Source organism: Microbacterium sp. M (assembly GCF_045181065.1).
Classification (GTDB): domain Bacteria; phylum Actinomycetota; class Actinomycetes; order Actinomycetales; family Microbacteriaceae; genus Microbacterium.
Map to the genome: position 1 here is coordinate 3,627,020 of NZ_CP173721.1, position 20,262 is coordinate 3,647,281.

General features: G+C 67.8%; 24 protein-coding genes and 1 riboswitch. Of the genes, 12 read left to right on the forward strand and 12 right to left on the reverse strand.

Going from position 1 to position 20,262, the window contains the following annotated elements:
• Positions 1-32: 32 nt before the first annotated feature.
• The 4 genes from ACI7YT_RS17580 (at position 33) to ACI7YT_RS17595 (ending at position 2,370) form a co-directional block, all read left to right on the forward strand.
• A complete protein-coding gene (locus ACI7YT_RS17580) occupies positions 33-548 on the forward strand; it encodes a hypothetical protein (RefSeq protein WP_406247375.1) in 516 nt (171 codons plus the stop codon).
• An 88-nt stretch (positions 549-636) separates the two neighbouring features.
• Positions 637-1,128, forward strand: a complete 492-nt coding sequence (locus tag ACI7YT_RS17585; protein ID WP_406247377.1) for a hypothetical protein — start codon at positions 637-639, stop codon at positions 1,126-1,128.
• 54 nt (positions 1,129-1,182) lie between these two features.
• A complete protein-coding gene (locus tag ACI7YT_RS17590; protein WP_406247379.1) occupies positions 1,183-1,509 on the forward strand; it encodes a hypothetical protein in 327 nt (108 codons plus the stop codon).
• A gap of 45 nt (positions 1,510-1,554) precedes the next feature.
• Positions 1,555-2,370: a ribonuclease H gene (locus ACI7YT_RS17595; RefSeq protein WP_406247380.1), complete on the forward strand. Its 816-nt coding sequence runs from the start codon at positions 1,555-1,557 to the stop codon at positions 2,368-2,370.
• Between the two features lie 48 nt (positions 2,371-2,418).
• On the opposite strand, the gene ACI7YT_RS17600 is transcribed toward ACI7YT_RS17595, so the two are convergent.
• From ACI7YT_RS17600 to ACI7YT_RS17615, 4 genes are read right to left on the reverse strand one after another with little or no spacing between them, the layout of a single operon-like run.
• The gene (locus ACI7YT_RS17600) at positions 2,419-3,543 is read right to left on the reverse strand and encodes a ThiF family adenylyltransferase (protein WP_406247381.1); all 1,125 of its coding nucleotides are present in this window, start codon (positions 3,541-3,543) and stop codon (positions 2,419-2,421) included.
• A complete protein-coding gene (locus tag ACI7YT_RS17605; RefSeq protein ID WP_406247383.1) occupies positions 3,540-4,322 on the reverse strand; it encodes a thiazole synthase in 783 nt (260 codons plus the stop codon). Before ACI7YT_RS17605 ends, ACI7YT_RS17600 begins: the two co-directional genes overlap by 4 nt.
• Positions 4,315-4,548: a sulfur carrier protein ThiS gene (gene thiS, locus ACI7YT_RS17610; RefSeq protein WP_406247385.1), complete on the reverse strand. Its 234-nt coding sequence runs from the start codon at positions 4,546-4,548 to the stop codon at positions 4,315-4,317. The genes ACI7YT_RS17605 and thiS overlap by 8 nt, the downstream gene beginning before the upstream one ends.
• Positions 4,545-5,876 (reverse strand): FAD-dependent oxidoreductase, encoded by a 1,332-nt coding sequence (locus ACI7YT_RS17615; protein ID WP_406250622.1) that lies wholly within the window; start codon positions 5,874-5,876, stop codon positions 4,545-4,547. The genes thiS and ACI7YT_RS17615 overlap by 4 nt, the downstream gene beginning before the upstream one ends.
• On the opposite strand from ACI7YT_RS17615, the gene thiE reads away from it, so the two are divergent.
• Complete coding sequence (thiE, locus tag ACI7YT_RS17620) at positions 5,766-6,410, forward strand: thiamine phosphate synthase (protein WP_406247386.1); 645 nt, start codon at positions 5,766-5,768, stop codon at positions 6,408-6,410. The two genes, ACI7YT_RS17615 and thiE, sit on opposite strands and share 111 nt — an antisense overlap.
• 69 nt (positions 6,411-6,479) lie before the next feature.
• A riboswitch (TPP riboswitch) is annotated at positions 6,480-6,587 on the reverse strand.
• Between the two features lie 34 nt (positions 6,588-6,621).
• Here thiE and ACI7YT_RS17625 read toward each other — a convergent pair.
• Positions 6,622-7,665, reverse strand: coding sequence for a mechanosensitive ion channel family protein (locus tag ACI7YT_RS17625; protein WP_406247388.1), 1,044 nt, complete (start codon positions 7,663-7,665; stop codon positions 6,622-6,624).
• A gap of 75 nt (positions 7,666-7,740) precedes the next feature.
• Between ACI7YT_RS17625 and ACI7YT_RS17630 the strand changes: the two genes are divergently transcribed.
• Positions 7,741-8,130, forward strand: coding sequence for a hypothetical protein (locus ACI7YT_RS17630; RefSeq protein ID WP_406247390.1), 390 nt, complete (start codon positions 7,741-7,743; stop codon positions 8,128-8,130).
• A gap of 82 nt (positions 8,131-8,212) precedes the next feature.
• Here the strand turns inward: ACI7YT_RS17630 and ACI7YT_RS17635 are convergent, their stop codons facing one another.
• From ACI7YT_RS17635 to ACI7YT_RS17655, 5 genes are all read right to left on the reverse strand, one after another.
• Positions 8,213-9,190 (reverse strand): SRPBCC domain-containing protein, encoded by a 978-nt coding sequence (locus ACI7YT_RS17635; protein WP_406247392.1) that lies wholly within the window; start codon positions 9,188-9,190, stop codon positions 8,213-8,215.
• A gap of 1 nt (position 9,191) precedes the next feature.
• Entirely contained in the window at positions 9,192-9,569 is a 378-nt protein-coding gene (locus ACI7YT_RS17640) for an ArsR/SmtB family transcription factor (RefSeq protein ID WP_406247394.1), read from the reverse strand.
• Between the two features lie 480 nt (positions 9,570-10,049).
• Positions 10,050-10,565, reverse strand: a complete 516-nt coding sequence (locus ACI7YT_RS17645) for a hypothetical protein (RefSeq protein WP_406247396.1) — start codon at positions 10,563-10,565, stop codon at positions 10,050-10,052.
• Positions 10,555-11,031: a hypothetical protein gene (locus ACI7YT_RS17650; protein WP_406247398.1), complete on the reverse strand. Its 477-nt coding sequence runs from the start codon at positions 11,029-11,031 to the stop codon at positions 10,555-10,557. Before ACI7YT_RS17650 ends, ACI7YT_RS17645 begins: the two co-directional genes overlap by 11 nt.
• 147 nt (positions 11,032-11,178) lie before the next feature.
• A complete protein-coding gene (locus ACI7YT_RS17655) occupies positions 11,179-11,997 on the reverse strand; it encodes an adenylate/guanylate cyclase domain-containing protein (RefSeq protein ID WP_406247399.1) in 819 nt (272 codons plus the stop codon).
• Between the two features lie 660 nt (positions 11,998-12,657).
• On the opposite strand from ACI7YT_RS17655, the gene ACI7YT_RS17660 reads away from it, so the two are divergent.
• From ACI7YT_RS17660 to ACI7YT_RS17675, 4 genes are all read left to right on the forward strand, one after another.
• Positions 12,658-12,981, forward strand: a complete 324-nt coding sequence (locus ACI7YT_RS17660) for a hypothetical protein (protein ID WP_406247401.1) — start codon at positions 12,658-12,660, stop codon at positions 12,979-12,981.
• 57 nt (positions 12,982-13,038) lie between these two features.
• Entirely contained in the window at positions 13,039-13,851 is an 813-nt protein-coding gene (locus tag ACI7YT_RS17665; protein ID WP_406247402.1) for a hypothetical protein, read from the forward strand.
• Between the two features lie 40 nt (positions 13,852-13,891).
• The gene (locus tag ACI7YT_RS17670) at positions 13,892-14,227 is read left to right on the forward strand and encodes a metallophosphoesterase (protein WP_406247404.1); all 336 of its coding nucleotides are present in this window, start codon (positions 13,892-13,894) and stop codon (positions 14,225-14,227) included.
• 113 nt (positions 14,228-14,340) lie between these two features.
• Positions 14,341-15,111, forward strand: a complete 771-nt coding sequence (locus ACI7YT_RS17675; RefSeq protein ID WP_406247406.1) for a DUF4145 domain-containing protein — start codon at positions 14,341-14,343, stop codon at positions 15,109-15,111.
• Between the two features lie 225 nt (positions 15,112-15,336).
• Here ACI7YT_RS17675 and ACI7YT_RS17680 read toward each other — a convergent pair whose 3' ends face one another.
• Entirely contained in the window at positions 15,337-16,278 is a 942-nt protein-coding gene (locus ACI7YT_RS17680) for a hypothetical protein (RefSeq protein WP_406247408.1), read from the reverse strand.
• A gap of 286 nt (positions 16,279-16,564) precedes the next feature.
• Between ACI7YT_RS17680 and ACI7YT_RS17685 the strand changes: the two genes are divergently transcribed.
• Positions 16,565-17,227, forward strand: coding sequence for a hypothetical protein (locus ACI7YT_RS17685; protein WP_406247410.1), 663 nt, complete (start codon positions 16,565-16,567; stop codon positions 17,225-17,227).
• Between the two features lie 147 nt (positions 17,228-17,374).
• On the opposite strand, the gene ACI7YT_RS17690 is transcribed toward ACI7YT_RS17685, so the two are convergent.
• On the reverse strand, positions 17,375-18,583 hold the full coding sequence (locus tag ACI7YT_RS17690; protein ID WP_406247412.1) for an MFS transporter: 1,209 nt from the start codon (positions 18,581-18,583) through the stop codon (positions 17,375-17,377).
• 99 nt (positions 18,584-18,682) lie between these two features.
• Here ACI7YT_RS17690 and ACI7YT_RS17695 point away from each other — a divergent pair, with 99 nt between their 5' ends.
• On the forward strand, positions 18,683-20,251 hold the full coding sequence (locus ACI7YT_RS17695) for an SDR family oxidoreductase (protein ID WP_406247414.1): 1,569 nt from the start codon (positions 18,683-18,685) through the stop codon (positions 20,249-20,251).
• Positions 20,252-20,262 lie beyond the last annotated feature (11 nt).

The following is a 20,262-nucleotide window of genomic DNA, read 5'->3' on the forward strand; positions in this document are numbered from 1 at the left end:
GCGGTCGCGCCGATCCGTGATCTGATGTCTCTGTGACGCGCGACTCGACTCGGCTGCTTCTGCTCCTCCCGGCGCTGGCCGTCTTGACGGGGTGCAGCGTGCTCGGCATCCCGGAGTCCCTGGATGACGAAGCACTGGGGCAGATCTCTGATCGCATCTCCGACGTGCAGGACGGTCTGGATGCGAGCGTCCGCGCCGATGCCAAGCCGTGCGAGGGCCTGTGCCAACGCATCTTCGTCGACCTGACACCACGGACGCCGAACTACACCGCCGTCGACATCGCGCTGGCGATCCATGAGGCCGACACTGCTCTCGAAGAGCGGTCGATCTCGGCGTTCGAGTACTGCTTCCACTCGAACAGCTGGGACCTCGCAGACGCCCAGTACCTCGACGCGCTTCTCCTCGAGATCCCGGCGCTCGGTTACGTCGATGCGTACCGCGATCAGGAAGAGAGCCGGCCGCTCTACGACTGCCGTTCGTTCGCGGCCCTCGACGCCCGAGACCTCCTTGAGTCCTTCCTCGCCGAAGAGGGCGCACCGGGATTCTGATCGGCGCCGGCCTGCTCCTGTTCTCGATGATCCGGTGACGCGAGAGGAAATCATCGGCCCCACGTATCCCAACAGGCAGAATGACACCATGAGCGACGCCGATCCCGACGCCCACCTCCTCGGACCAGGACTCCTGCCGACCCCGTTCACGGCGGACGAGATCCGCCGTGCGACCGGCGGCGGCAAGACCATCCGGATCGAGGTCGAGAACCCGGACGGGACGCGGACGATCCGCGTGAACAAGTTCCGCGAGACGGATGCCGAAGGCGCCACCCTCGATCGCTGGACAGCCGGTCCGACGGGGATCGTCGACGGCGAGATCACCAGCAGCCGCGTCGCGTGGACCGACCTGCAGCGGCACGCCGCCTTCCCGTCCGATCGCACGGTGCTCTCGACCGAAGCGCTCGACCTGCCGATCGGCCGGGTGGACTGCCTGCGCTACGACGTGCGCGAGACCCCGGATGCCGAGCCTGCCACCTTCTGGTTCTCGGTCGCTCACCCAGGGATGCCGGTGCGATTCGAGACGGCGCTGGACGACGGAATCCAGCGCACCACCGTCATCGCGATCGAGTGGGGCTGACCCGGCTACGCTGGTGCCGATCGCGACCGATCCGATCCAGACCGAGGGGGACCCATGCCCACAGCCGACGCCGCCAATCGGCTCCTGCAGCACGCCAAGGACGCCCGCACGCGCGGCGACGTGCTGCTGCATCTGCAGTTGGACGTGAGCCTGCTCACGGGCGAGTCTTCGTCGTGGGGATCAGCGGGCAACATGATGTCGACGGATGACACCGTCGGCTACTTCCTCGGCGAGGTCGAGAAGATCGGCTGGCGTCTCGAGCACACCGGGTACACGTTCGTGGAGAGCGGGGCGACGACGTCCGCGCGCATCTTCGGCACCGGCGAGGGCGTCGTCAATCACGGCGCCGTGGCCGGCTATTACACGTTCCGCCGCGCCTGATCCGCCACGCCCGAGCCGCACCCCGCGCGCGGCTACGCTCGAAGGATGACGATCACCGCCGCCGCAGACGGCTCCGCGCTGGGCAACCCGGGCCCCAACGGCTGGGCCTGGTACATCGACGACGCGAACTGGGCTGCGGGCGGCTCGCCGCACGGCACCAACAACCAGGGCGAGCTGCAGGCCGTGCTCGAACTGCTGCGCGCCACGGCCGGCACGGACGAGAAGCTCGTCATCGAGTGCGACAGCAAGTACGTCATCGACTCGATCACCAAATGGATGCCGGGGTGGAAGCGCCGCGGCTGGCGCAAGTCGGACGGCGGCCCCGTGCTCAACCGCGACCTCATGGAGGCGCTGGATGAGGCGATGCGCGGGCGCGACGTGTCGTTCTCGTGGGTGAAGGGGCACGCCGGGCACGCTCTGAACGAGGCCGCCGACGAACGCGCCAACGCCGCGGCGAAGGCGTATCAGGCGAAGATCGAGCCGCGCCGCGGACCGGGCTTCACCCGTGCGACGGACGCCGGGGCCGCCGTCGCCGGTGCAGCGGCGATCGTTTCGGGCGCGACGAGCCCGGCATCCGGCGCGGACGCGACGAACTCCGCCCCGCCTCGGGAACCGGCGCCCGCCTCCGCTGTCGACACCGCGGCGGCAGCCGCAGCATCCGCTCCGTCCCCTGCCGCGGCGGCATCGCTGGCCGCGCCGCTGTGGGCCGAGGCATCCGATCTGCTCGCGGGGCTCGACTCCCCCGCGGTCGACGCGATCGAGCTTCGCATCTCTCTCACGCCGGACGAGCACGCGCGACTGCGCGACCGCGCCGACGCACAGGGCGTGCCGTTGGAAGAGGCGCTGCGCCGCCTGATCTGACGCCGACTGCGCCGCTGCGTCGGAACACCCGCCACGACCCGACCGCGGTCACCGCACGGCGACGACACCACCGGCGAGCCAGCGCACGTCGTGGAACCCGCGCGCGGACAGCACCTCCGCCGCTCGCCGGGCCCGCCCGCCCGAGGCGCACACGGTCACGACCGGAGCCGTCCGGTCGAGATCGTCCAGCGCGACTGCCTCCACATCGGCCAGCGGAATCCGCAGCGATCCGGTCAGGATTCCGTCCGTCTCGAGAGGTTCGCGGACATCGATCACGACTGGAACGCGAACGCCGGCGAGTTCGGCGGCGAGCGCCGATGGCGTGACCGCGGCGGGCGCGGTCCCCGGATCGACGGGTGAAATCGGCGGCGCCTCCACGGCATCCGATCGCCATCCGGAACCACCCGCCGACCCGGAGTCGCGCCCCGGGTCCGCCACGACCTCGAGCGTGCGCCAGGTCGCATCCGACGCGTCGAAGAGCATCAGCCGCCCGATCAGGGGCGCACCGATGCCGGTGATGAGCTTGACGGTCTCGGCGGCCATCAGCGCACCGATCGCATGGCACACCATGCCGAGCACGCCGCCGGTCGCGCACGTTCCCGCCTCGTCGGGCACGTCGGGATGAAGGTCGCGATAGCCGGGGCCGTGCGGCGGCCAGAACACGGCGACCTGCCCGGTGAAACCGAGCACCGCGCCCCACACGGTCGGGATGCCGCGTCGCTCGGCGGCGTCCGCGACGACGTACCGCGTGGCAAAATTGTCCGAACCGTCGACCACGATGTCGTAGTCGCCGAAGAGGCGCTCGGCATTAGACGCGCTCAGCCTCTCCCGGTGCTCGCGCACCTGCACGTCCGGGTTGATCTCGCGCATCGCTTCGGACGCGGAGGAAGTCTTCGCCCGACCGAGATCGCCGGTGCCGTGCAGCAGCTGCCGATGCAGGTTGGCGACCTCGACGACATCGTCGTCGACGATCCCGATCGTCCCGACGCCGGCACCGGCGAGCGCTGCCAGCGCCGGGGTCCCGAGGCCGCCCGCACCGATCACGAGCACGCGTGCGGCCGCGAGACGGCTCTGACCGATCTCGCCGAACCCCGGCAGCGCGATCTGCCGCGCGTACCGGGTGCGGGCGGCGGCGTCGAGCGCTCCGCCCGGCGCGATGAGTGGACCGCTCACAGATCCGGCCGCCCGCTCATCGGCGACGATGCGAGAGCGTGCTCGCGGCGCGGAATCCGCCCGGACCGCGCCGCCAGGCGTCCGCCGATCACCGCGTGACGGAACGCCTCCGCCATCCGCGCCGGGCGGTCGGCTCGTGTGATCGCGGTGGCCAGCAGCACGGCATCGCAACCGAGTTCCATGGCGAACGCGGCATCCGAGGCCGTTCCAATGCCGGCATCCAGCACCACCGGCACGGACGCGCGCGACACGATCAGTTCGATGTTGTGCGGGTTCAGGATGCCGAGGCCGGTGCCGATCGGCGCCCCCAGCGGCATGACGGCTGCGGCTCCCCGCTGTTCGAGCCTCAGCGCCAGCGCGGGGTCGTCGTTCGTGTACGCGAACACCGAGAAGCCCCGTTGCACGAGCTGCTCGGTCGCGTCCGCGAGTTCGATCGCATCCGGTAGAAGCGTGTCCTCGTCCGCGATCACCTCGAGCTTGATCCAGTCGGTTTCGAACGCCTCGCGGGCGAGTTCGGCGGTGAGCACCGCCTCGCGTGCGGTGAAGCATCCGGCCGTGTTCGGCAGCAGCCGGATGCCGCGCTCGGCGATCATCGGATACAACGCGGTTCCCTCGCCAGGGCTGAAGCGTCGGACGGCGACCGTGGTCAGTTCTGTGCCGCTGGCGACGAGGGCGTCGTCCAGGTCGGCGAGGCTCTCGGCTCCGCCGGTGCCCATGATGAGCCGCGAGCCGAGCGCGACCCCCGCCACCTCGAACGGGTCATCGATCGTGTCAACCACCCTGCACCGCCGTGAGGACCTCGACCTCGTCGCCCTCGGTCAGCGACGCATCGCCCCAGCGGCTCCGCGGGACGACGACGGCGTTGACGGCGACCGCGATGCCGAGCGGTGATCCGTCTGTCGCGGTGCCGTCCTGGCCGATGTCTCGCCCGATGAGCTCGGCGACCAGGTCGGTCACGGTGCCGGCGGCCTGGGCTGGCGCGCCGTTGAGCAGAATGTCGGTCATGAAGTCTCCAGGGATTCGGTCGGGTGTGCACGGTGGGTCGACGGGAAGTGCGGGACACGGGGCTCGGCATCGGATACGGCGGCGACGGGAGGCCCCGGCGCATCCGATCCGGGCGCGCCGGTGAAGCGGTCCGGCCTGAAGGACTCGATCGCCGGCGGCGCATCGCCCACCACCAGCGCACGGACAGCGGCGGCCGCGATCGGCGCGAGCATGACACCGTGCCGACCGAATCCTGTTGCGATGATCAGCCCTGGCGCGGCGCGGCCGAGCAGCGGTGCGTTGTCCGGCGTCACCGGGCGCGGCCGCGCGGTGACCTCGTGCAGGGTGAGTTCCGCCACCGCGGGGACGGCGATCGCGGCATCCCGCAGGAGCTCGTACACGCCGCCGGCCGACACGGCCGGGCCGCCGTGCTCGCGCTGCGTCGCGCCGATCACGACCGTTCCGTCGCGCCGGGGTACGAGGTAGACCGACGCGCCGCGCACGTGTGCTCGAACCGTGTGGGCGAGAAGCGGCCGCAGGTGGTCGGGAATGCCCAGGCGCAGGATGTCGCCGTACACGGGGCGCAGGCGCAGATCGGCCGGCATCCCTGCGATATCAGTGGAACCCAGCGCCGCGGCGACGACGACCTCGTAGGCGGAGATCGCGGTGCCGTCGGCGAAGTCGACGCCGGTCACGGGGGATGCCGTGTCCGCGCGCCGGAGGCCGGTGGCCCGCTTTCGGACGATGCGGTCGCCGAGCACCGCCCGCAGCCGCGCCGCCAGCGCACGCGGATCGATGCGGTGCTCGTGCACCCGGCGCACCGCAGACAGCCGCGGCCCCAGCAGCGGCTCGAGGCGTCTGGTTTCGCGCGTGGTGAGATGCTCGACCCGATCCGGATGCCGCGCGGCCACGTCGTCCAGCATCCGACGATCGGCGTCGTCGACCGCGACGAGCAGCGTCGCGGCATCCTCGTAACCGCACGCGTCAGGGAGCGTCGCGACGAACGCCGGATAACGGGATGCCGACGCCACGGCCAGTGCGTGCAGCGCCGGTTCGGTGAGCCGCTCTTCGCTGATCGGAGCGATCATGCCCGCTGCGGCATATGTCGCGCCGGATGCCGGCGACGGATCGATGATCCGCACATCGCGGCCGGCACGCACGAGTTCCCAGGCGATCGCGAGGCCGATCACGCCGGCGCCGATGACGACGACGTCCGCGGACGTCGATACACTCGCCGGGTGCTCCTCTCGAACGCCCAGCTGTACCTCTGCACGGACGCCCGCCGCGACCGTGCAGACTTCGCCGACTTCGTCGACGCCGCCTTCTCGGGCGGGGTCGACATCATCCAGTTGCGCGACAAACGGCTCGAGGCGGCCGAGGAGCTGGAGTTCCTGGGCATCCTGCGCGAGGTCGCCGAGCGTCACGGCAGGCTCTGGGCCGTCAACGATCGCGCCGACATCGCCGCCACCGCGGCGTCCCCCGTCCTGCACCTCGGGCAGGGCGACCTCCCGCGGCCTGACGCGCGGCAGGTGGTCGGCGACGGTGTCGCGCTCGGGCTCTCGACCCACGACGCCGCCCAGCTGCATGCCGCGCGGGCCGAGACCGATCTCGGCTACTTCTGCGTCGGTCCGGTGTGGGCCACGCCGACCAAGCCGGGGCGCCCTGGCGTCGGTCTCGAGCTCGTGCGCGCGGCGGCCGAGGCTGATGTCCGCGACGGCGCCGTGCTCCCGTGGTTCGCGATCGGCGGGATCGATCACCGCACGGTCGACGAGGTCGCGGATGCCGGGGCGCGCCGGATCGTGGTCGTCCGCGCCATCACCGAGGCGGACGACCCCGCCGACGCCGCGCGACGGCTGCGCGGGCGGCTGCCCGAACTCGCCTGACATCGGCCGTCAGTCGCGCAGCGCCGGATGGCCATCTTCGTGCACGCGCGGCGGGTCGGCGGTGGGGGTGCTCACAGGAGTCCTACTTCCTACGCCGGCATTACCCGGACAGGTTCGACGGTCGCAGGCAGCATCAGCCAGATCTCAGCCCGTGCTCGGGCACCCGTGTGGTCGGGATGATGCTAGCAGAGCGTCTCCCTCGGCGTTCGTCCTAGGCGGTCGCCGGTTCGTCGACGACGACGCGCGTCCGCGGCAGCGCCTCCGGGTGCTCCTGCTGCAGCCAGGTCATCAGCCGCTCGCGCACCTCGCAGCGCAGATCCCACTGATCCGACGAGTCCTTCGCCGACATCACGAACCGCACGGTGACGTTGCCGCCGACGGCGTCCGTGACGACCGCGCCGGCCGAGCGGCGATCCCACGCCGGCGACGCTTCGACGATCTCGAGGAACTTCTCGCGCACAGCATCCATCGGCACTCGCCAGTCCAGTTCCAGGTAGACCGTCCCGAGAATCTTGTCCGAGTGGCGCGTCCAGGTCTCGATCGGAGTGGTCGTGAAGTAGCTGCAGGGAACGACGAGCCGGCGCTCGTCCCAGATGTAGACGACGACGTACGACAGGTTGATCTCGCCGATCCTGCCCCACTCGCCTTCGACCACGACAACGTCTCCGACGCGGATCGCATCGGTGAAGGCGATCTGGATGCCGGCGATGAGGTTCCCGAAGATCGACTGGGCAGCGAGGCCGGCGATGATGCTGACGATGCCGGCCGATGCGAGCAGGCTGGTGCCGACGACGCGCAGTTCGGGGAACGTGAACAGGGCGGTGCCGACGGCGGCGACGCCGATGAACACCAGCACGAGCCGGTGGATCACGATGACCTGGGTGCGACGACGGCGCATGTCGGCCCCGACGAGCGTGGTGTCGTTGCGCAGCAGCAGGCGCTCGAAGCCGAACGACACGAGGGCGGCGATCAGCCAGGCGCCGAAGAGGATCGTGAGGATCAGGAAGAGCCGGGACAATCCCGGCCACCACTGCTCCCCCACCGGTTGAGTGATCGCGCAGGCGATCCAGAGGGCGACGACCGTGCTGACTGCGGCCCACGCGCGGCGGACGCGGCGATCCAGGTCGGCGACCCAGGGCACTTTGCGGCTCACGATCATCGCGATGAGGCGCAGGGCGACCACTGCGGCGACGGCGACGAGCAGAGCGATGACGATGGCGATGGCTGTTCCGGTCCAGGAGGTCCAATCGATCATCGGTCCACCGTACGTCGGTGCGGGTGCGCGATGCGAGCCCGTCGACACGGCGTGGCCGGCGCGTACACTCGCATCATGTCGTCTCCCGCGCGGACCATCGGCCACCTTTTCCTCGGATCCGCGCTCGTCTTTGCGGGCGTCTCGCATCTCACGTTCGCCCGCGACGAGTTCCAGGCGCAGGTGCCGGAATCCGTTCCCCTCGACCCGGACACGACCGTGGTCGCGTCCGGTGTCGTGGAGGTCGGCCTGGGGGCCGCGCTGCTGCTGTCCCGTCAGCGCCGCCGGCTCGTCGGCACCATCGCGGCGCTCTTCTTCATCGCGGTCTTCCCCGGGAACGTGGCCCAGTGGATGCATCACCGAGACGGGTTCGGTCTCGATACCGACATGAAGCGGTTCGTGCGGCTGTTCTTCCAGCCGGTGCTCGTCGTCCTCGCGCTCTGGTCGACACGGGAACCGCGCGGCTGACCGTGGGCCGGCCGTCCGACGGCCGCGGACGCAGCGATCGGTCGCCCCGCGCAGGGGACGACCGATCGCTGATCCGCGCAGGTCAGACGGTGAGCAGGGTGCTCTCGAGTCGCGCGTACGACGCCTCCATGCCGTCGGCCATGCCGGTGGCGAGGATCATGTCGCGAGTCTCCTTGTCGGGGTACTCGATGAACACCGTGATCAGGGTGGCCCCATCCTCCTCGTAGAGGTTGAGATCGTTGAGGACCTCAGTGGTCTGGCCCTGCATCCGCTCGGTCGTGACTTCGCGCCGCGGCGGGTCGATCACCAGCATCTCGCCCTCGAAGCCGAACGGTTCGCCCTCGGTGTCGCCGACCGGAGCCCACGACATCCGATAGGAGGCACCGACCTCGGTGGCGATGACGTTCTCGGTCATCTCCCACCCGCCCGGTCCCAGCATCCACTGCTCGACCAGTCCGGGCTCATGGTACGCGCGCCAGACGAGCTCGCGCGGGCCGTTGACGAGCCGCGTGATGCGGACGTGCGTGTCGTCGAGCAGCTCGACCTGCGTACCCTTGCCCTGTGCGTACTCGCGGAGGTCCTGCAGCACGACGTCCAGCTGCGACATCGCCAGCTTCAGGCCCTCGACCATGCCCATTCCGACGAGCTGCTCGAGCGCCTCGACCGACGGGAAGTGGTTGGTGGTCACCATTCGGGTGCCGTCGTCGGTCGGCGTGAACTCGAAGATCATCCGTGTCGCGGGCGGCTCTTCGACAGGCGCGCCGTTCTCGTCCGCGAAGCTGTCCAGCACCTCGAAAAGGTGCGGCTCCTCGATCGCGAGGAACTCCCACAGACCGGCCGGCGTCTCGCCGTGCGGGCCGTTCATCCGGTAGTGCGCGCGCCCGCCGACCGTGTGGTCCCAGGCGGTGAAGGTCGCCGGCCATCCGGGAGGACCCCAGAACCGCTCGAGCTGTCGCGGGTCGCTGTAGGCCGACCACACCCGTTCGACGGGTGCGGCGAAGTCCGCGATGACGGTCATGGTCAGGTTTTCAGCGTCGGTGATGACGTCGGTGACGGGCATGTCAGTCTCCTTGTTCTCGTTCTTGTGCGTGGCCGGCGGGGCGGTCTTGCTCTGCCAGCAGGTCATCGAGGCCGGCGACGCGCGCCCGCCACAGTTCTTCGTATCGGGCGAGGAGCGCCCTGGCGCGGGCGATCATCGCAGGGTCGGCGCGGACGAGCCGCTCGCGTCCCTCGGCGCGCTTGACGATGAGGTGCGCGGCCTCGAGCACGGCGACGTGCTTCTGGACGGCCGCGAACGACATCTCGTATTCGGCGGCGAGTGCCGAGACGGACTGCTCCTGCTGGATCGTCCTGCGCAGGATGTCTCGTCGCGTCGACGTCGCCAGTGCGTGGAACACACGGTCGATCTCCGCTTCGCTCAGTTCTGTTTGTGCAACCATTTGGTTGTACGTTACGACGGAGCGGATGCCGTGTCAAGAGGTTTCTTATTGGGAATGCTTTGAGCTTGCACAACGCTCTGTCTTAAACAGAAGTTCTGCTCCGATACACCAAGAGTCACGAGACTCCGACCGCGTACGTTGTAGCGCCTCCACCCGAGAGGAATATCACCTGCAAGCGGGAGCGCCGACGGTCCCGCACGGCAGTCAAGCGCCCGCTGGGGCCCAGCGGAGGCAAGTGGCCGACGGATGTTCTGGACCTGGAGAAGCATCTACTGAAAGTGTTCGAAGGTCTGCCGATAGATGACACAGAGCTCCGGTATACAGCCGAACCGGCAGACGCGGGGCTGGCTGTCCGTTCTGTAACGGTCCGGGCCGCACCGGCAAGAGACACTGACAGCTTGCAACGATCTGGCGAAGCCCCGCTCGGCGCTGAGTGGGGCTTCGCTGATCTATGCTCCGAGAACCGCCGAGCCAGTTGCGCTAGCCGTTGACGAGTGCCGCCGCGACCACGCACACGACAGCTGAGACGATGAACACCGCGAAGCCGTAGGCAGCGACTCTACAGGCTCGGAACTTCTCGTCGGCGACCCGGGCAAGGACGAGCGTATGCCTCCACGCGTCCTCGTGCGCGGGAACCGCCTCATTGTGGCTAACGAGATCCTCGTAGTCGGTCGATGCCAGCGCGGGCCAGGAGAAGCGATTGGTCCTACCGGCTGCACTCCGCCGCGGCACGATGGCATGTACGAGCCAACCGAGCGTGAACAGGAACGCCGAGGCTACGACGAACGCGGCGACTCCGAACCGCGTGGCGGCTTCCTCCGACGACGCCGCGGCCTTGATGATGTGCGGGGTGTTGGTGATGAGCATGGTCATCACCACCCCGAGCGCGGCGGTCAGTACCGTCGCCTTGGTGTCTGCGAATCGCACCCAGTTGGCCGCTTGATCCAGGGCTTGCTGACTGCCTTCGGCGGGCGGCACCGAGCGCTTACGCGGCATTCTGCTGGAAACCTTCGACCGGCCACCGACGAGTGATGCGCCATTCGGTGAACGCTGCCAGCCAGTGGGCGGTCCACGCGACCGCGGTGGCGACCGTGTGGACGTCGGGGTCCCAGTCCGACTGGTCTGCGATACACAGGTTGCCGTTGAGATAGAGATGCGGGGACGGAATCCAGTTTCGGCCCGTCGCGATGCCGAGCTTAGAACCCTTGACGACACGGACGAACGGCAGGCCACGGTCATGGCGCAGGGCGATGGCAACCGTGAACCTCCCTCGACCGGTGTCGATGTCGCCGAACCACATCGGGGGATTCTCGCCGTCGAACTCCAGTGGACGAAATCCGGGGAACGCCGTGGCCAGTGCGTCACGGTGTCGCTGCAACTGCGTCTCGTCCTCCCACCACGGCGCCGGAGCGGTCTCGTCGGTCGGCTCGGGACCGTCCCCGTGGAATCCGTGTGAGCTCATCGCAGAGACCGACCCGTACTCAGCGTGCGAGTAGCCGCCGGCCGTCGCAGTGACTCCGTCGAAAATGACACGTCCTTCGGCCGTGACGAAGCGTTGTGTATCCAGTCCGAACTGGCTGAGCAGTGCTGGCATTGACATGGAGTTCCCCTAACTCGTGATGATGCTGGACGTGGACGCACCTCGGAGAGCGTCGGCGACGCCATCGGAGTTGCGGAGTGTGCGCTTCCAGGAGAAGTCGTAGAAGCGGTAGTACTTTCTCTCCCCATACCTCTCGTAGGTCTTCGGGGAGTCCGGGTGGTGCGCGAAGTCGGACTGGTCACGCAAGGTACTGACAAGCCCCTCGCCGACGACGATCTGCCACGACTTGGCTTTCTTCTCGCACTTGGCTGCGAAGTTCGCGGCGAATCCAAGCGGGTTAATCTCGCTGTGCTCGAGGTTGCCTGTTCGGACAAAGGTGATCTCCCCGGCGTCCAGGCCTGCTCGCGCCTGAATGGGCTCGAGATCGCGATCCTTCAACCACGGATTCACTTCGGACTGAATCGCGTCGATGGCGATGGCGCAGGCGGCGAGAGCCATTGCAGAGGCGAAACCTGGGTTTCCCCCGAAGCCGATGAAGAGGCCGTCACCGCGGAGGCCGAGCGGGTACCCGCCGTGGCTGTCGACGACCTCGATGAAGCCTGAGAGCACGGCGTGCGCGAGGTCGACCACTTCGTCCTGACCATCCCAAAATGTTCGGCGAGTGAAGTCGGTCAGGTCGAGGAACCCGACGGTCATACTCTCAGTGAAACGGCCGCCGAGCGGCAACTCCAACGCCGTCGGGTGACCGAGTTGCTTGGTCTCGGCGCGTTGCGCCAGTACCTCGTGAACGGACTTGTTCAGGCCGTACGTCTCGCGAACCGTGCGCCTATTCCAGTAGTCGCGCTTCACCGTCTCGGCGAAGCGCTCCTTGTTGTAACTCGATCCCATCCGTGACCCCCAGAGTCGTCCGAAGCCAACTGTAACGAGGGCCTCCGACATTCGGCGGCGGTCGGCCCCAAGTAGCCGTGCCCGGGCCACTTTTGGCGGCGCGCGAATCGCGACTACCGGTCATAGGAGACGGCAGCTGCGTGCTGGCACGTGGGAGCCGAAGATTCCTTCCTCTGGCCGAAGAGCCGTCAGCCAACGTTCCCGGTCCGACGTGGCGCCTTTCGCCCCGCCTCTGCTCACCGTTGCCATAGATTCGTCACGCTCACCGGGAATACCATGGCCGCTCCAGTCGTCGCACCCTTCCCGGCAACGAGTGCTTGCCTCTCTCCGATGTCTCGGTCCGCGCACCGATACAGACGAGGACAAGGTCGATGAATCGCACTTACTCACATCAGTACACATGACTCTTCGTCGGTGTGCTGCGCGGAGCAACCGAGGAAGATTCATCGTGACCACTCACAGCGGCCGCAAGGCCATCGTTCGCCAGTTCGCCAGCGTCAACGAAACCAACTACACCACCGCCCTCCGAGAGTTTGTATCAGGCGCGGAGAGCTACTCGTCGAGGCAAGAAGCGCCGACTCGGGACCAGATCAGGCCGCAGAAATCGGCTGGGCAGACGCGCGAGGGCTCACTCAGGGCCCCCGCTCCGGATGCTTCCACATGCTCGCGAGCGCTAGCGGCCTCGCCGGGCGTGGTCATCGGTACAGCCACCGCGACGAGTGCAGCCTCCTCGGACACAGTGCGGTGCGCGACCATGTCCGCACCTACCAGTACCGTGGGCCGAACGACAAGCGACGCCGCCTGGCAGTCGTCACCTTCGCCCCGTACTCCGATTGGAACGACCGCAAGGTCCTGGAGTACGTCGCCGACACCGCGGACGAGTTCGACATCCGCTATCGGATCGGGATGTCGAAGGACGCGACCTGCGGCTCCGGCACTGTGCCCATCGTGTTCTGGAACCCGCGCGTCATCGCGCTGCCATAGTCGAGGTGAGGTCGACGATGCACGACCCCACCCCCTCGGTGGCGATACCGTGAAGCCATGTCGGACCTGCCACCACGCCACCTCACCGCCCCGTGGGTGCTCCGGTTCGTTCAGGACCGCCATCACCGTGGCGGCGTCCACCTCGACGCCGAAAGTGCGTGGGAGTTCCAAGTCCTCGGAGGTCTCGTCGAACGCGTTCGCCGCGCAGCGAAGGCGTACCTTCTGCTTGAGAAGAACGGCTTCGCCGCAGAAGGTCGAGTCATCGTCCGCAGCGCCCTCGAGCATGCCGTCACCGCCCAGTGGGCATACCTCACGGTGGGCGGCATCGACCGCCTCGAAGTGTCGCTGCTCGCGAAGCGCCACGAGTACGCGAGAAGCAGCCGACCGGGCGATGACGACTGGGACACTCTGCTTGATAACCTCGAGCAGCGAATCCCCCGGCATCCAGACGATCCGATGCGTCGCGCGACAGCGCTTCCGAAGTTCACCGGCAAGGGCGGAATGCTTGCAGACTTAGACACCACGGGTTACCTGACACGCGCTTTCGTCGTTCTCTCGCGCGTCAATCATGTGAGCGACGAAGCGGTGACTGACTACTTCATCGTGGGGGAGGATCAGACGTTCTTCACTGACTCGCCAGCCTCGCTCTTTGACGACGAGGTCTTCCATACACTCGCCACAGCATGTTGTCTCGCGGCATGGTTGATGGCCAGGTTGGAGAAGAATGAACACGAGATCCGAGCGGCACGAAGCCAGCATTTACTCTGGCGCTTGGATACGACTCTCCCAAGCCACGCAGACGGTTCCCCTCGGAGAAGGAGTAATCCCGCTGTCCTGGTGTCCGACGCCCGATTTACAGTGTCGGCATGACGATGACGGACGATGGAGTCAGTGCATCGGATAGCCCCCCATGAAAGCGATCAAGTCGGCCGACGGCATCACGCTGCACGACCAGCGCGTGGCGGTGTGCGGCGATTGGCATGGCAGCACCGGCTGGGCACGCGTCATCGCCGGCACCCTCCCCGTTCTCGCCCCCGACGTTACGACGATCCTCCATCTCGGCGACTGGTGGATGAAGTCGCACCTGGTCGATGAGATCTTCGCCGACACCAGCATCGAACGGATCTACGTGACCCTCGGGAACCATGAGCAGTGGAACCAGACAACCCGGATCCTCGGAAAGCACCCCGGTCCGCTGTTCGCGTGTCCGAGATCAGCTGGCTGCTCCCGCGCCCTGCACGGCTGACGGCGGGCGCCGCGTGCTGTCCCTCAGCGGTGCCTCATCTGTCCACCGCACCACGACTCGGTAGTCCACCCTCGCCGCGGTTCAGCGAGCTAGTTGTGCCTTAAGGTCAGATCGTGCTGCACCGACACCCTCTGCTCCCCCTTGCCGACTGGTTCCCCGATGACCATTGGCCCAGCATCTCCTGCCCCATCTGCCAGCGAAGCACTGTCCAACGCGTCGGCGAGACGGTCACGGTCCCATCGACACAGACCGCCTATCAAGCTGTCGTCGACGACGGCTATCTTGACCCCGATATTCTCCATGGAACGTTCACCTCAATGCTGCGCTGTTCCGACCCGACTTGCACAGCCCAGCTCACCATCGCCGGCGACTGGTTCGTCAGCGATGAATCGAACGAACTCGACGGACCCAAGTGGGGAGGTAACCTCCGCGTGAAATACATCTCACCTGCGTTGCACACCATCGCCCCAGTCCCAGGTACACCGGATCCCGTGACCGCTGCGATTGGCGCCGCGAACGAGCTGATCTGGATCAACCCCAGCGCCGCGGCCAACCAGCTTCGCCAGGCCGTCGAGATCCTCCTCACTCACCTCAAAGTCCGAAAGATGCAACCGGCAAACAACAAACGGCGCCTGACAACCCACGCCAGGATCGAGGCGCTGCGCCCAACGTACCCCGACGTGGCCGACGCCCTCGAAGCCGTCAAATGGATCGGCAACACGGGCTCGCACGAATCCGCCGTGACCATAAATTACGTGCTTGAGGGCGCCCGATACCTCGAGCTTGCACTACTCCGCCTCTACGACCGCACCGACGAGCAGCTGCTCAAGAACGCCGCCAAGGTCAACGCCCGAAAAGGACGGCCTGCCCGCGCTCAGAAGTAGGGATTGCAGCGCTCGCGGCGTTGAGGGCTTGATCGGCGCGTTTGAGAATCATTAGGAGCTCGATATCAGCCGGCAGCGCCTGAGTAGGTGATGGCTGCGGCGCGTGCAGATGAGCCCAATTGGCCAGGGGTAGTCGGGTGGGTGAGTGCTGCGCGTGACATGGACCTGAATAACGGTCAAGGTCACCGTCAGGCTCCCGATTCACCACATCTCACATCGCGTGCACTACGGCCTCGACTTCCGAATCGTCCCTATGGCGGCCTCCATCGCCCAAAGGACAGCGGCACCAGCGATCCCCACGAGCGCGCCAGCAGCAAAGAGCCCCACACTCGCGCTCGCCTGCGCGTTCTCCAGAACGCCAGAGAGGCGATACTCACTTGGCGGTATCGCCGATCCCAGCGTTGACGTCCATGAAAGTTGACCGTCTGCCGGGATCTGCGGCATCGATTGCGAAACCTGCAAATCCGCTGGTACATCGCGCAAGGAAACGGTGATCTCTGCTTCTGACGGAAGTGGAAGCGCCGTCGAAGCGTTAATTGACTCGGGGAGGAGCGGTGCTACGACGCCAGGAAACGCGTACAAGACGCGTGAGCCCTCCGTCGATGCGAATGCCGTATCAGTCGAGCCGCGAAGCGCGACCTGGCTCGTGATACCGGTGATCTCGAGGTAGTCGCATTCAGCACGTTCGCCAACAACTGAGTCGAATAGGGTCGAGCCAGCTACGGGCGTCGGGGAAGGTTGGCGGCCCTGATTGGCCTCGGTGAGGGTCAGGCCCTCGCGCAAGTCTCCGCAGAAGAGAAATCCGATAGTGGGCTTGAAACTCGAGGTGAGGAGATTTTGCGCTGGGTTGGGGTACACCGAAACTACGATGCTGAACGAGCCTGGCTCGTCGCTTGAGGCGCTGAAGTCGGCGTGCACCCGGACAACGGATTCAGGCAGAGAACCCACCGAAACGATGCCGATCCGTCCCGTGGGGCTTATGGCCGGTGAGTTCTGCGGAGTCGAAGCGAGCAGCAGCCCCCACCCCGATGCCCCCGCCAAGAGTGCGAGTGCGGATCCCGCGCCGACACTCAACCACCTGCGCCGCTGAGCGTCAAGCCGTTCAACCTGGAGTTCTTGGAGGAGTTTATCCACGCTCGCCGACGTACGGTCGGACGAGTCGCGCATCGCGTCTACGTTTGCCACCACCTTGTCGACGGAGCGAGGAATCCGAGGCCATCTCACGGTACGAGTCCGGGTCCTTCCTGCGCGAGCTAGAGCTCTATCCTGCAACGTCGGGCGAGATATTGCGCGGTCGATCTTGACCCAGGTCATGCCGCAACCCTCAAACACGTCTGGGAAGTGTCACGACAAAGCGGCTTGAGCAGCCTCAAACGCGGCCCGACAAGCGACACTCAGTGCCGTCTCACCGCGTCCCTGACATCTCTGATCCGAATCGTTGGAGACTGGATCGATGACCCCGAAGATCCCGTCGTTCGCACCGAACGTCGACCACCGTGACGTCGAGCACTTCTTCACCAGCGCCGGCTGGTCGCGCATCGGCGCCGGCGACTGGGCGATCGCGCTGCTGTCGTCCGATGGCCAGACGGTTGCGCGGATCAGCCCGTTCGATCCCACAGGTCCCTACACAGCCGAGCTCTACCGTCGCACCGAGCACACGTTGCTCGTGCCGCGACTGTTCGCGCATCACCGGCTCATCGGCGGCGGAGACCTCATGCTCATGGAGCGCCTTCACTCCGTCGATCCCGCGGATGCCGCAGGGCTGCACCGCCTCATCGCGGACGAGGACGAGAGCGTCGCCGAGCTCACCGGCATCCTGCGGGAGATCCACGCGCGCGCCATCGCCGAGCTGCCCTGGTGCGGCCCGATCGACGAGAACCCGTCGAACGTCATGCGCGGCTCGGACGGCCGGCTCGTCCTGACCGACCCGTTCTACGCCGACGGCCCGGCGCTCTACGCGACTGCCGGGTCGGATCCGGATGCCGTGGTCGCCCGCATCCCGGAGGACCAGCGCCGCTTCATGACCGAGATCCCGCTGGCCGCCTCCGGTCCGTGGGATGCCGCGGATCGCGAGGCGATGCGGGCCGGCCTCGCCGCGGCCGACGCGCGGCGTTGACCACCCCGGTCACGACTCCTCACCGCTCGCGCTGCGGAACCAGTGGCCCCGGTATCCGGGACAGATGTGGGGACGATGCCCGAATGTCGGGCGAAACCGACCCGAATCTCCCGACATGCGGGGATTCTCCCGACATCCGTCCCGCGTTCAGCCGCGCGCGGGCCGCTTCTCCAGCACTCCGGCGAGCGCGAACGCGACGAGTCCGGCGATCGGGGCCACGAGCAGACCGGCGCGCAGGCTGATGGTCTCGGCGATGAAACCGACGAACGGCGGTGACAGCAGGAATCCGAGCCGCAGCAGCCACGACACCACCGTCAGTCCGACGCCGTGCCGCAGCCCTGGCAGTTCGTCGGCCGCGTGCATCGCAGCCGGGATGAGCGTAGCGATGCCGAATCCGACGGCGGCGAATCCGGCGATCGTCCCCGGCACACTCGGGAAGGCCAGGGCGAAGCCCATGCCGACCGCGGCGATGAGGCCGCCGACCCTCGCGACGGCGCGCTGTCCGAAGCGGTCGACCAGCCCGTCGCCGAGGAGCCGCCCGATGAACTGCGCACCCACAAGCGCGATGAAGCCCAGCGAGGCGATCGCGGCGGGTGCCCCGAGCGATTCGGACAGATAGAGCGTGGCCCACGTGTTGCCCGCGTCCTCCGCGACGGCGCCGGCCATCGCGATCAGGGTGAGGGCGACGAGCATCCAGATCGTGCGCGGGCTGACTCCTCGGCGCACGGCGCCCTGGATCTCCGGCACGTCGGCGACGGCATCCTCGGTCGTCTCCTCGTCACGGCCGGGGAGGCAGAACCTCAGAGCGACGAGGGCGACGATCGCGAACAGGGCCGTCGAGATCGACAGATGGATGCCGACCGGGATGTGCAGGGCGATCGCACCCGCAGCCATCGTGCCGCCGAGGACCGCGCCGATCGACCAGATCGCGTGGAAGGAGTTGATGATCGAGCGGCCGTAGCGCTTCTGCACGCGAAGGCCGTGCGCGTTCTGCGCGACGTCTGTGATGGCATCCGATGCGCCGCCGAGGAAGAGCGCCAGGGCGAACAGCACCGCCGATGGCGCGAAGGCCGCGAACAACAGTCCGAGGCCGGTGAGCACCGTGCCGACCACGGCGACCCGCGCCGAGCCGAGCCTCCGGATCAGGACCGCGGCCGCGAGACCGGCGACGATCGCGCCGGCGGGAAAGGCTGCGACTGAGACGCCGTACGCGATGTTGTCGAGCTCGAGCGCGGCCTTGATCTCGGGGTAGCGCGGCAGGATGTTCGCGAACAGGGCGCCGTTGGTGAGGAACAGCGCAGAGACTGCGATGCGGGCACGCCGGGTCGCGAGGTCCGGGCCGGGCGCAGGAGTCATGCGTACAAGCGTACACGTGACGGCGCACCGCAGAATTCACAGTTCCCCCTCGAGCGCAACCGCTTCGCCGTTGCGCCGCCCGCCGCCTACGCTCGGGACATGACCGAGCTCACCCAGCCCACCGGCCGCGAGAGCGCCTTGCGCGCCCTCCCCCGCGAGGACGGCAGTGCTCCTCGAGCGCTCGTACTCGGCGCGACCGGGTACATCGGCGGGCGCCTGACGCCCCGTCTGCTCAATGGCGGCTACCGAGTGCGGGTGCTCGCGAGGGATGCCGCCCGCGCCGCGTCCTTCCCCTGGGGATCGGAGTGCGAGATCGTCGAGGGCTCGGCCGACGAGGCGGATGCCGTGCGCACGGCCATGGACGACGTCGACGTCGTCTACTACCTCATCCACTCGATGGGTGCCGGGAAGGGTTTCGAGGACGCCGACCAGCGCGCCGCGACGACGATCGCGCAGGCCGCGAAGGATGCCGGAGTGCGCCGGATCGTGTATCTCGGCGGCCTGCATCCGGACGATGTGAAGCTGTCGCCGCACCTGCGCTCCCGCGTCGAGGTCGGCGAGATCCTCCTCGACTCAGGGGTGCCGACGCTCGTCCTGCAGGCCGGCGTCGTGATCGGGTCTGGTTCGGCGTCATTCGAGATGATCCGGCACCTGACCGAGGTGCTGCCGTACATGCCGGCGCCGAAGTGGGTGCGCAACCGCATCCAGCCGATCGCGATCCGCGACGTCCTGCACTATCTGCTCGGCGCGGCGCGTGTCGGCGACGAGGTGAATCGCACGGTGGACATCGGCGGCCCGGACGTGCTGCGGTACGGGCAGATGATGAACGGTTATGCCGTCGAGGCAGGTCTCCCCCAGCGCGGCATCGCCGCACTCCCCGTGCTGACGCCCGAGCTGGCATCGCACTGGGTGAACCTCGTCACACCGGTGCCCCGTTCGATCGCGCGTCCCCTCGTCGCCTCCCTGCAGAACGAGTGCGTCGTCAAGAACGACGACATCGACGCGCTCATCCCGCCGCCGGATGGCGGCCTCACCCCGTATCGGACGGCGGTCCGCCTCGCGCTCGGACGCGTCGACGCCGACAGCGTCGAGACGAGCTGGCAGGATGCCGAGGTCTCCGGAGCCCCGAGCGACCCGCTGCCCAGTGACCCGGATTGGGCCGGCCGCACCGTGTTCACCGATCAGCGCACCCTGCAGACGAAGGCGTCGGTGGACCAGCTGTGGCGCGTGATCGTCGGCATCGGCGGCGAGAACGGCTGGTATTCGTCACCGTTCCTCTGGGCCTTGCGCGGCTGGATGGACCGGTTGATGGGCGGGGTCGGTCTGCGTCGCGGACGCCGCAGCCGCACCCGCGCGCGGATCGGGGACGCGATCGACTTCTGGCGGGTCGAGGCGGTCGAGGAGTCGGACGCCGAGACCGGCGGCCTGCTGCGGCTGCGCGCCGAGATGAAGGTCCCCGGATCCGCCTGGCTGGAGCTGCGGGCGGTGCCGGATGCCGAGGGCGCCCGCTACGAACAGCGGGCGATCTTCTTCCCGCGCGGGCTGACCGGGCGGCTGTACTGGTTCGCCGTCCTGCCTTTCCACGGATCGATCTTCGCCGGGATGGCCGCCCGGATCACGGGAGCGGCGGAGGGCGCGAAGGCGGAGGCCGAGCCAGCTCCCGACTGATAGCGTTCGGG

Excerpts from the sequence above, each read along its gene's own strand:
- ACI7YT_RS17585 (WP_406247377.1), top strand. The coding sequence starts at position 637 with ATGAGCGACGCCGATCCCGACGCCCACCTCCTCGGACCAGGACTCCTG.
- ACI7YT_RS17590 (WP_406247379.1), top strand. The coding sequence starts at position 1,183 with ATGCCCACAGCCGACGCCGCCAATCGGCTCCTGCAGCACGCCAAGGAC.
- ACI7YT_RS17595 (WP_406247380.1), top strand. The coding sequence starts at position 1,555 with ATGACGATCACCGCCGCCGCAGACGGCTCCGCGCTGGGCAACCCGGGC.
- thiS (WP_406247385.1), bottom strand. The coding sequence starts at position 4,548 with ATGACCGACATTCTGCTCAACGGCGCGCCAGCCCAGGCCGCCGGCACC.
- ACI7YT_RS17625 (WP_406247388.1), bottom strand. The coding sequence starts at position 7,665 with ATGATCGATTGGACCTCCTGGACCGGAACAGCCATCGCCATCGTCATC.
- ACI7YT_RS17630 (WP_406247390.1), top strand. The coding sequence starts at position 7,741 with ATGTCGTCTCCCGCGCGGACCATCGGCCACCTTTTCCTCGGATCCGCG.
- ACI7YT_RS17635 (WP_406247392.1), bottom strand. The coding sequence starts at position 9,190 with ATGCCCGTCACCGACGTCATCACCGACGCTGAAAACCTGACCATGACC.
- ACI7YT_RS17640 (WP_406247394.1), bottom strand. The coding sequence starts at position 9,569 with ATGGTTGCACAAACAGAACTGAGCGAAGCGGAGATCGACCGTGTGTTC.
- ACI7YT_RS17645 (WP_406247396.1), bottom strand. The coding sequence starts at position 10,565 with ATGCCGCGTAAGCGCTCGGTGCCGCCCGCCGAAGGCAGTCAGCAAGCC.
- ACI7YT_RS17650 (WP_406247398.1), bottom strand. The coding sequence starts at position 11,031 with ATGAGCTCACACGGATTCCACGGGGACGGTCCCGAGCCGACCGACGAG.
- ACI7YT_RS17655 (WP_406247399.1), bottom strand. The coding sequence starts at position 11,997 with ATGGGATCGAGTTACAACAAGGAGCGCTTCGCCGAGACGGTGAAGCGC.
- ACI7YT_RS17660 (WP_406247401.1), top strand. The coding sequence starts at position 12,658 with ATGCTCGCGAGCGCTAGCGGCCTCGCCGGGCGTGGTCATCGGTACAGC.
- ACI7YT_RS17665 (WP_406247402.1), top strand. The coding sequence starts at position 13,039 with ATGTCGGACCTGCCACCACGCCACCTCACCGCCCCGTGGGTGCTCCGG.
- ACI7YT_RS17670 (WP_406247404.1), top strand. The coding sequence starts at position 13,892 with ATGAAAGCGATCAAGTCGGCCGACGGCATCACGCTGCACGACCAGCGC.
- ACI7YT_RS17680 (WP_406247408.1), bottom strand. The coding sequence starts at position 16,278 with ATGCGCGACTCGTCCGACCGTACGTCGGCGAGCGTGGATAAACTCCTC.
- ACI7YT_RS17685 (WP_406247410.1), top strand. The coding sequence starts at position 16,565 with ATGACCCCGAAGATCCCGTCGTTCGCACCGAACGTCGACCACCGTGAC.
- ACI7YT_RS17690 (WP_406247412.1), bottom strand. The coding sequence starts at position 18,583 with ATGACTCCTGCGCCCGGCCCGGACCTCGCGACCCGGCGTGCCCGCATC.
- ACI7YT_RS17695 (WP_406247414.1), top strand. The coding sequence starts at position 18,683 with ATGACCGAGCTCACCCAGCCCACCGGCCGCGAGAGCGCCTTGCGCGCC.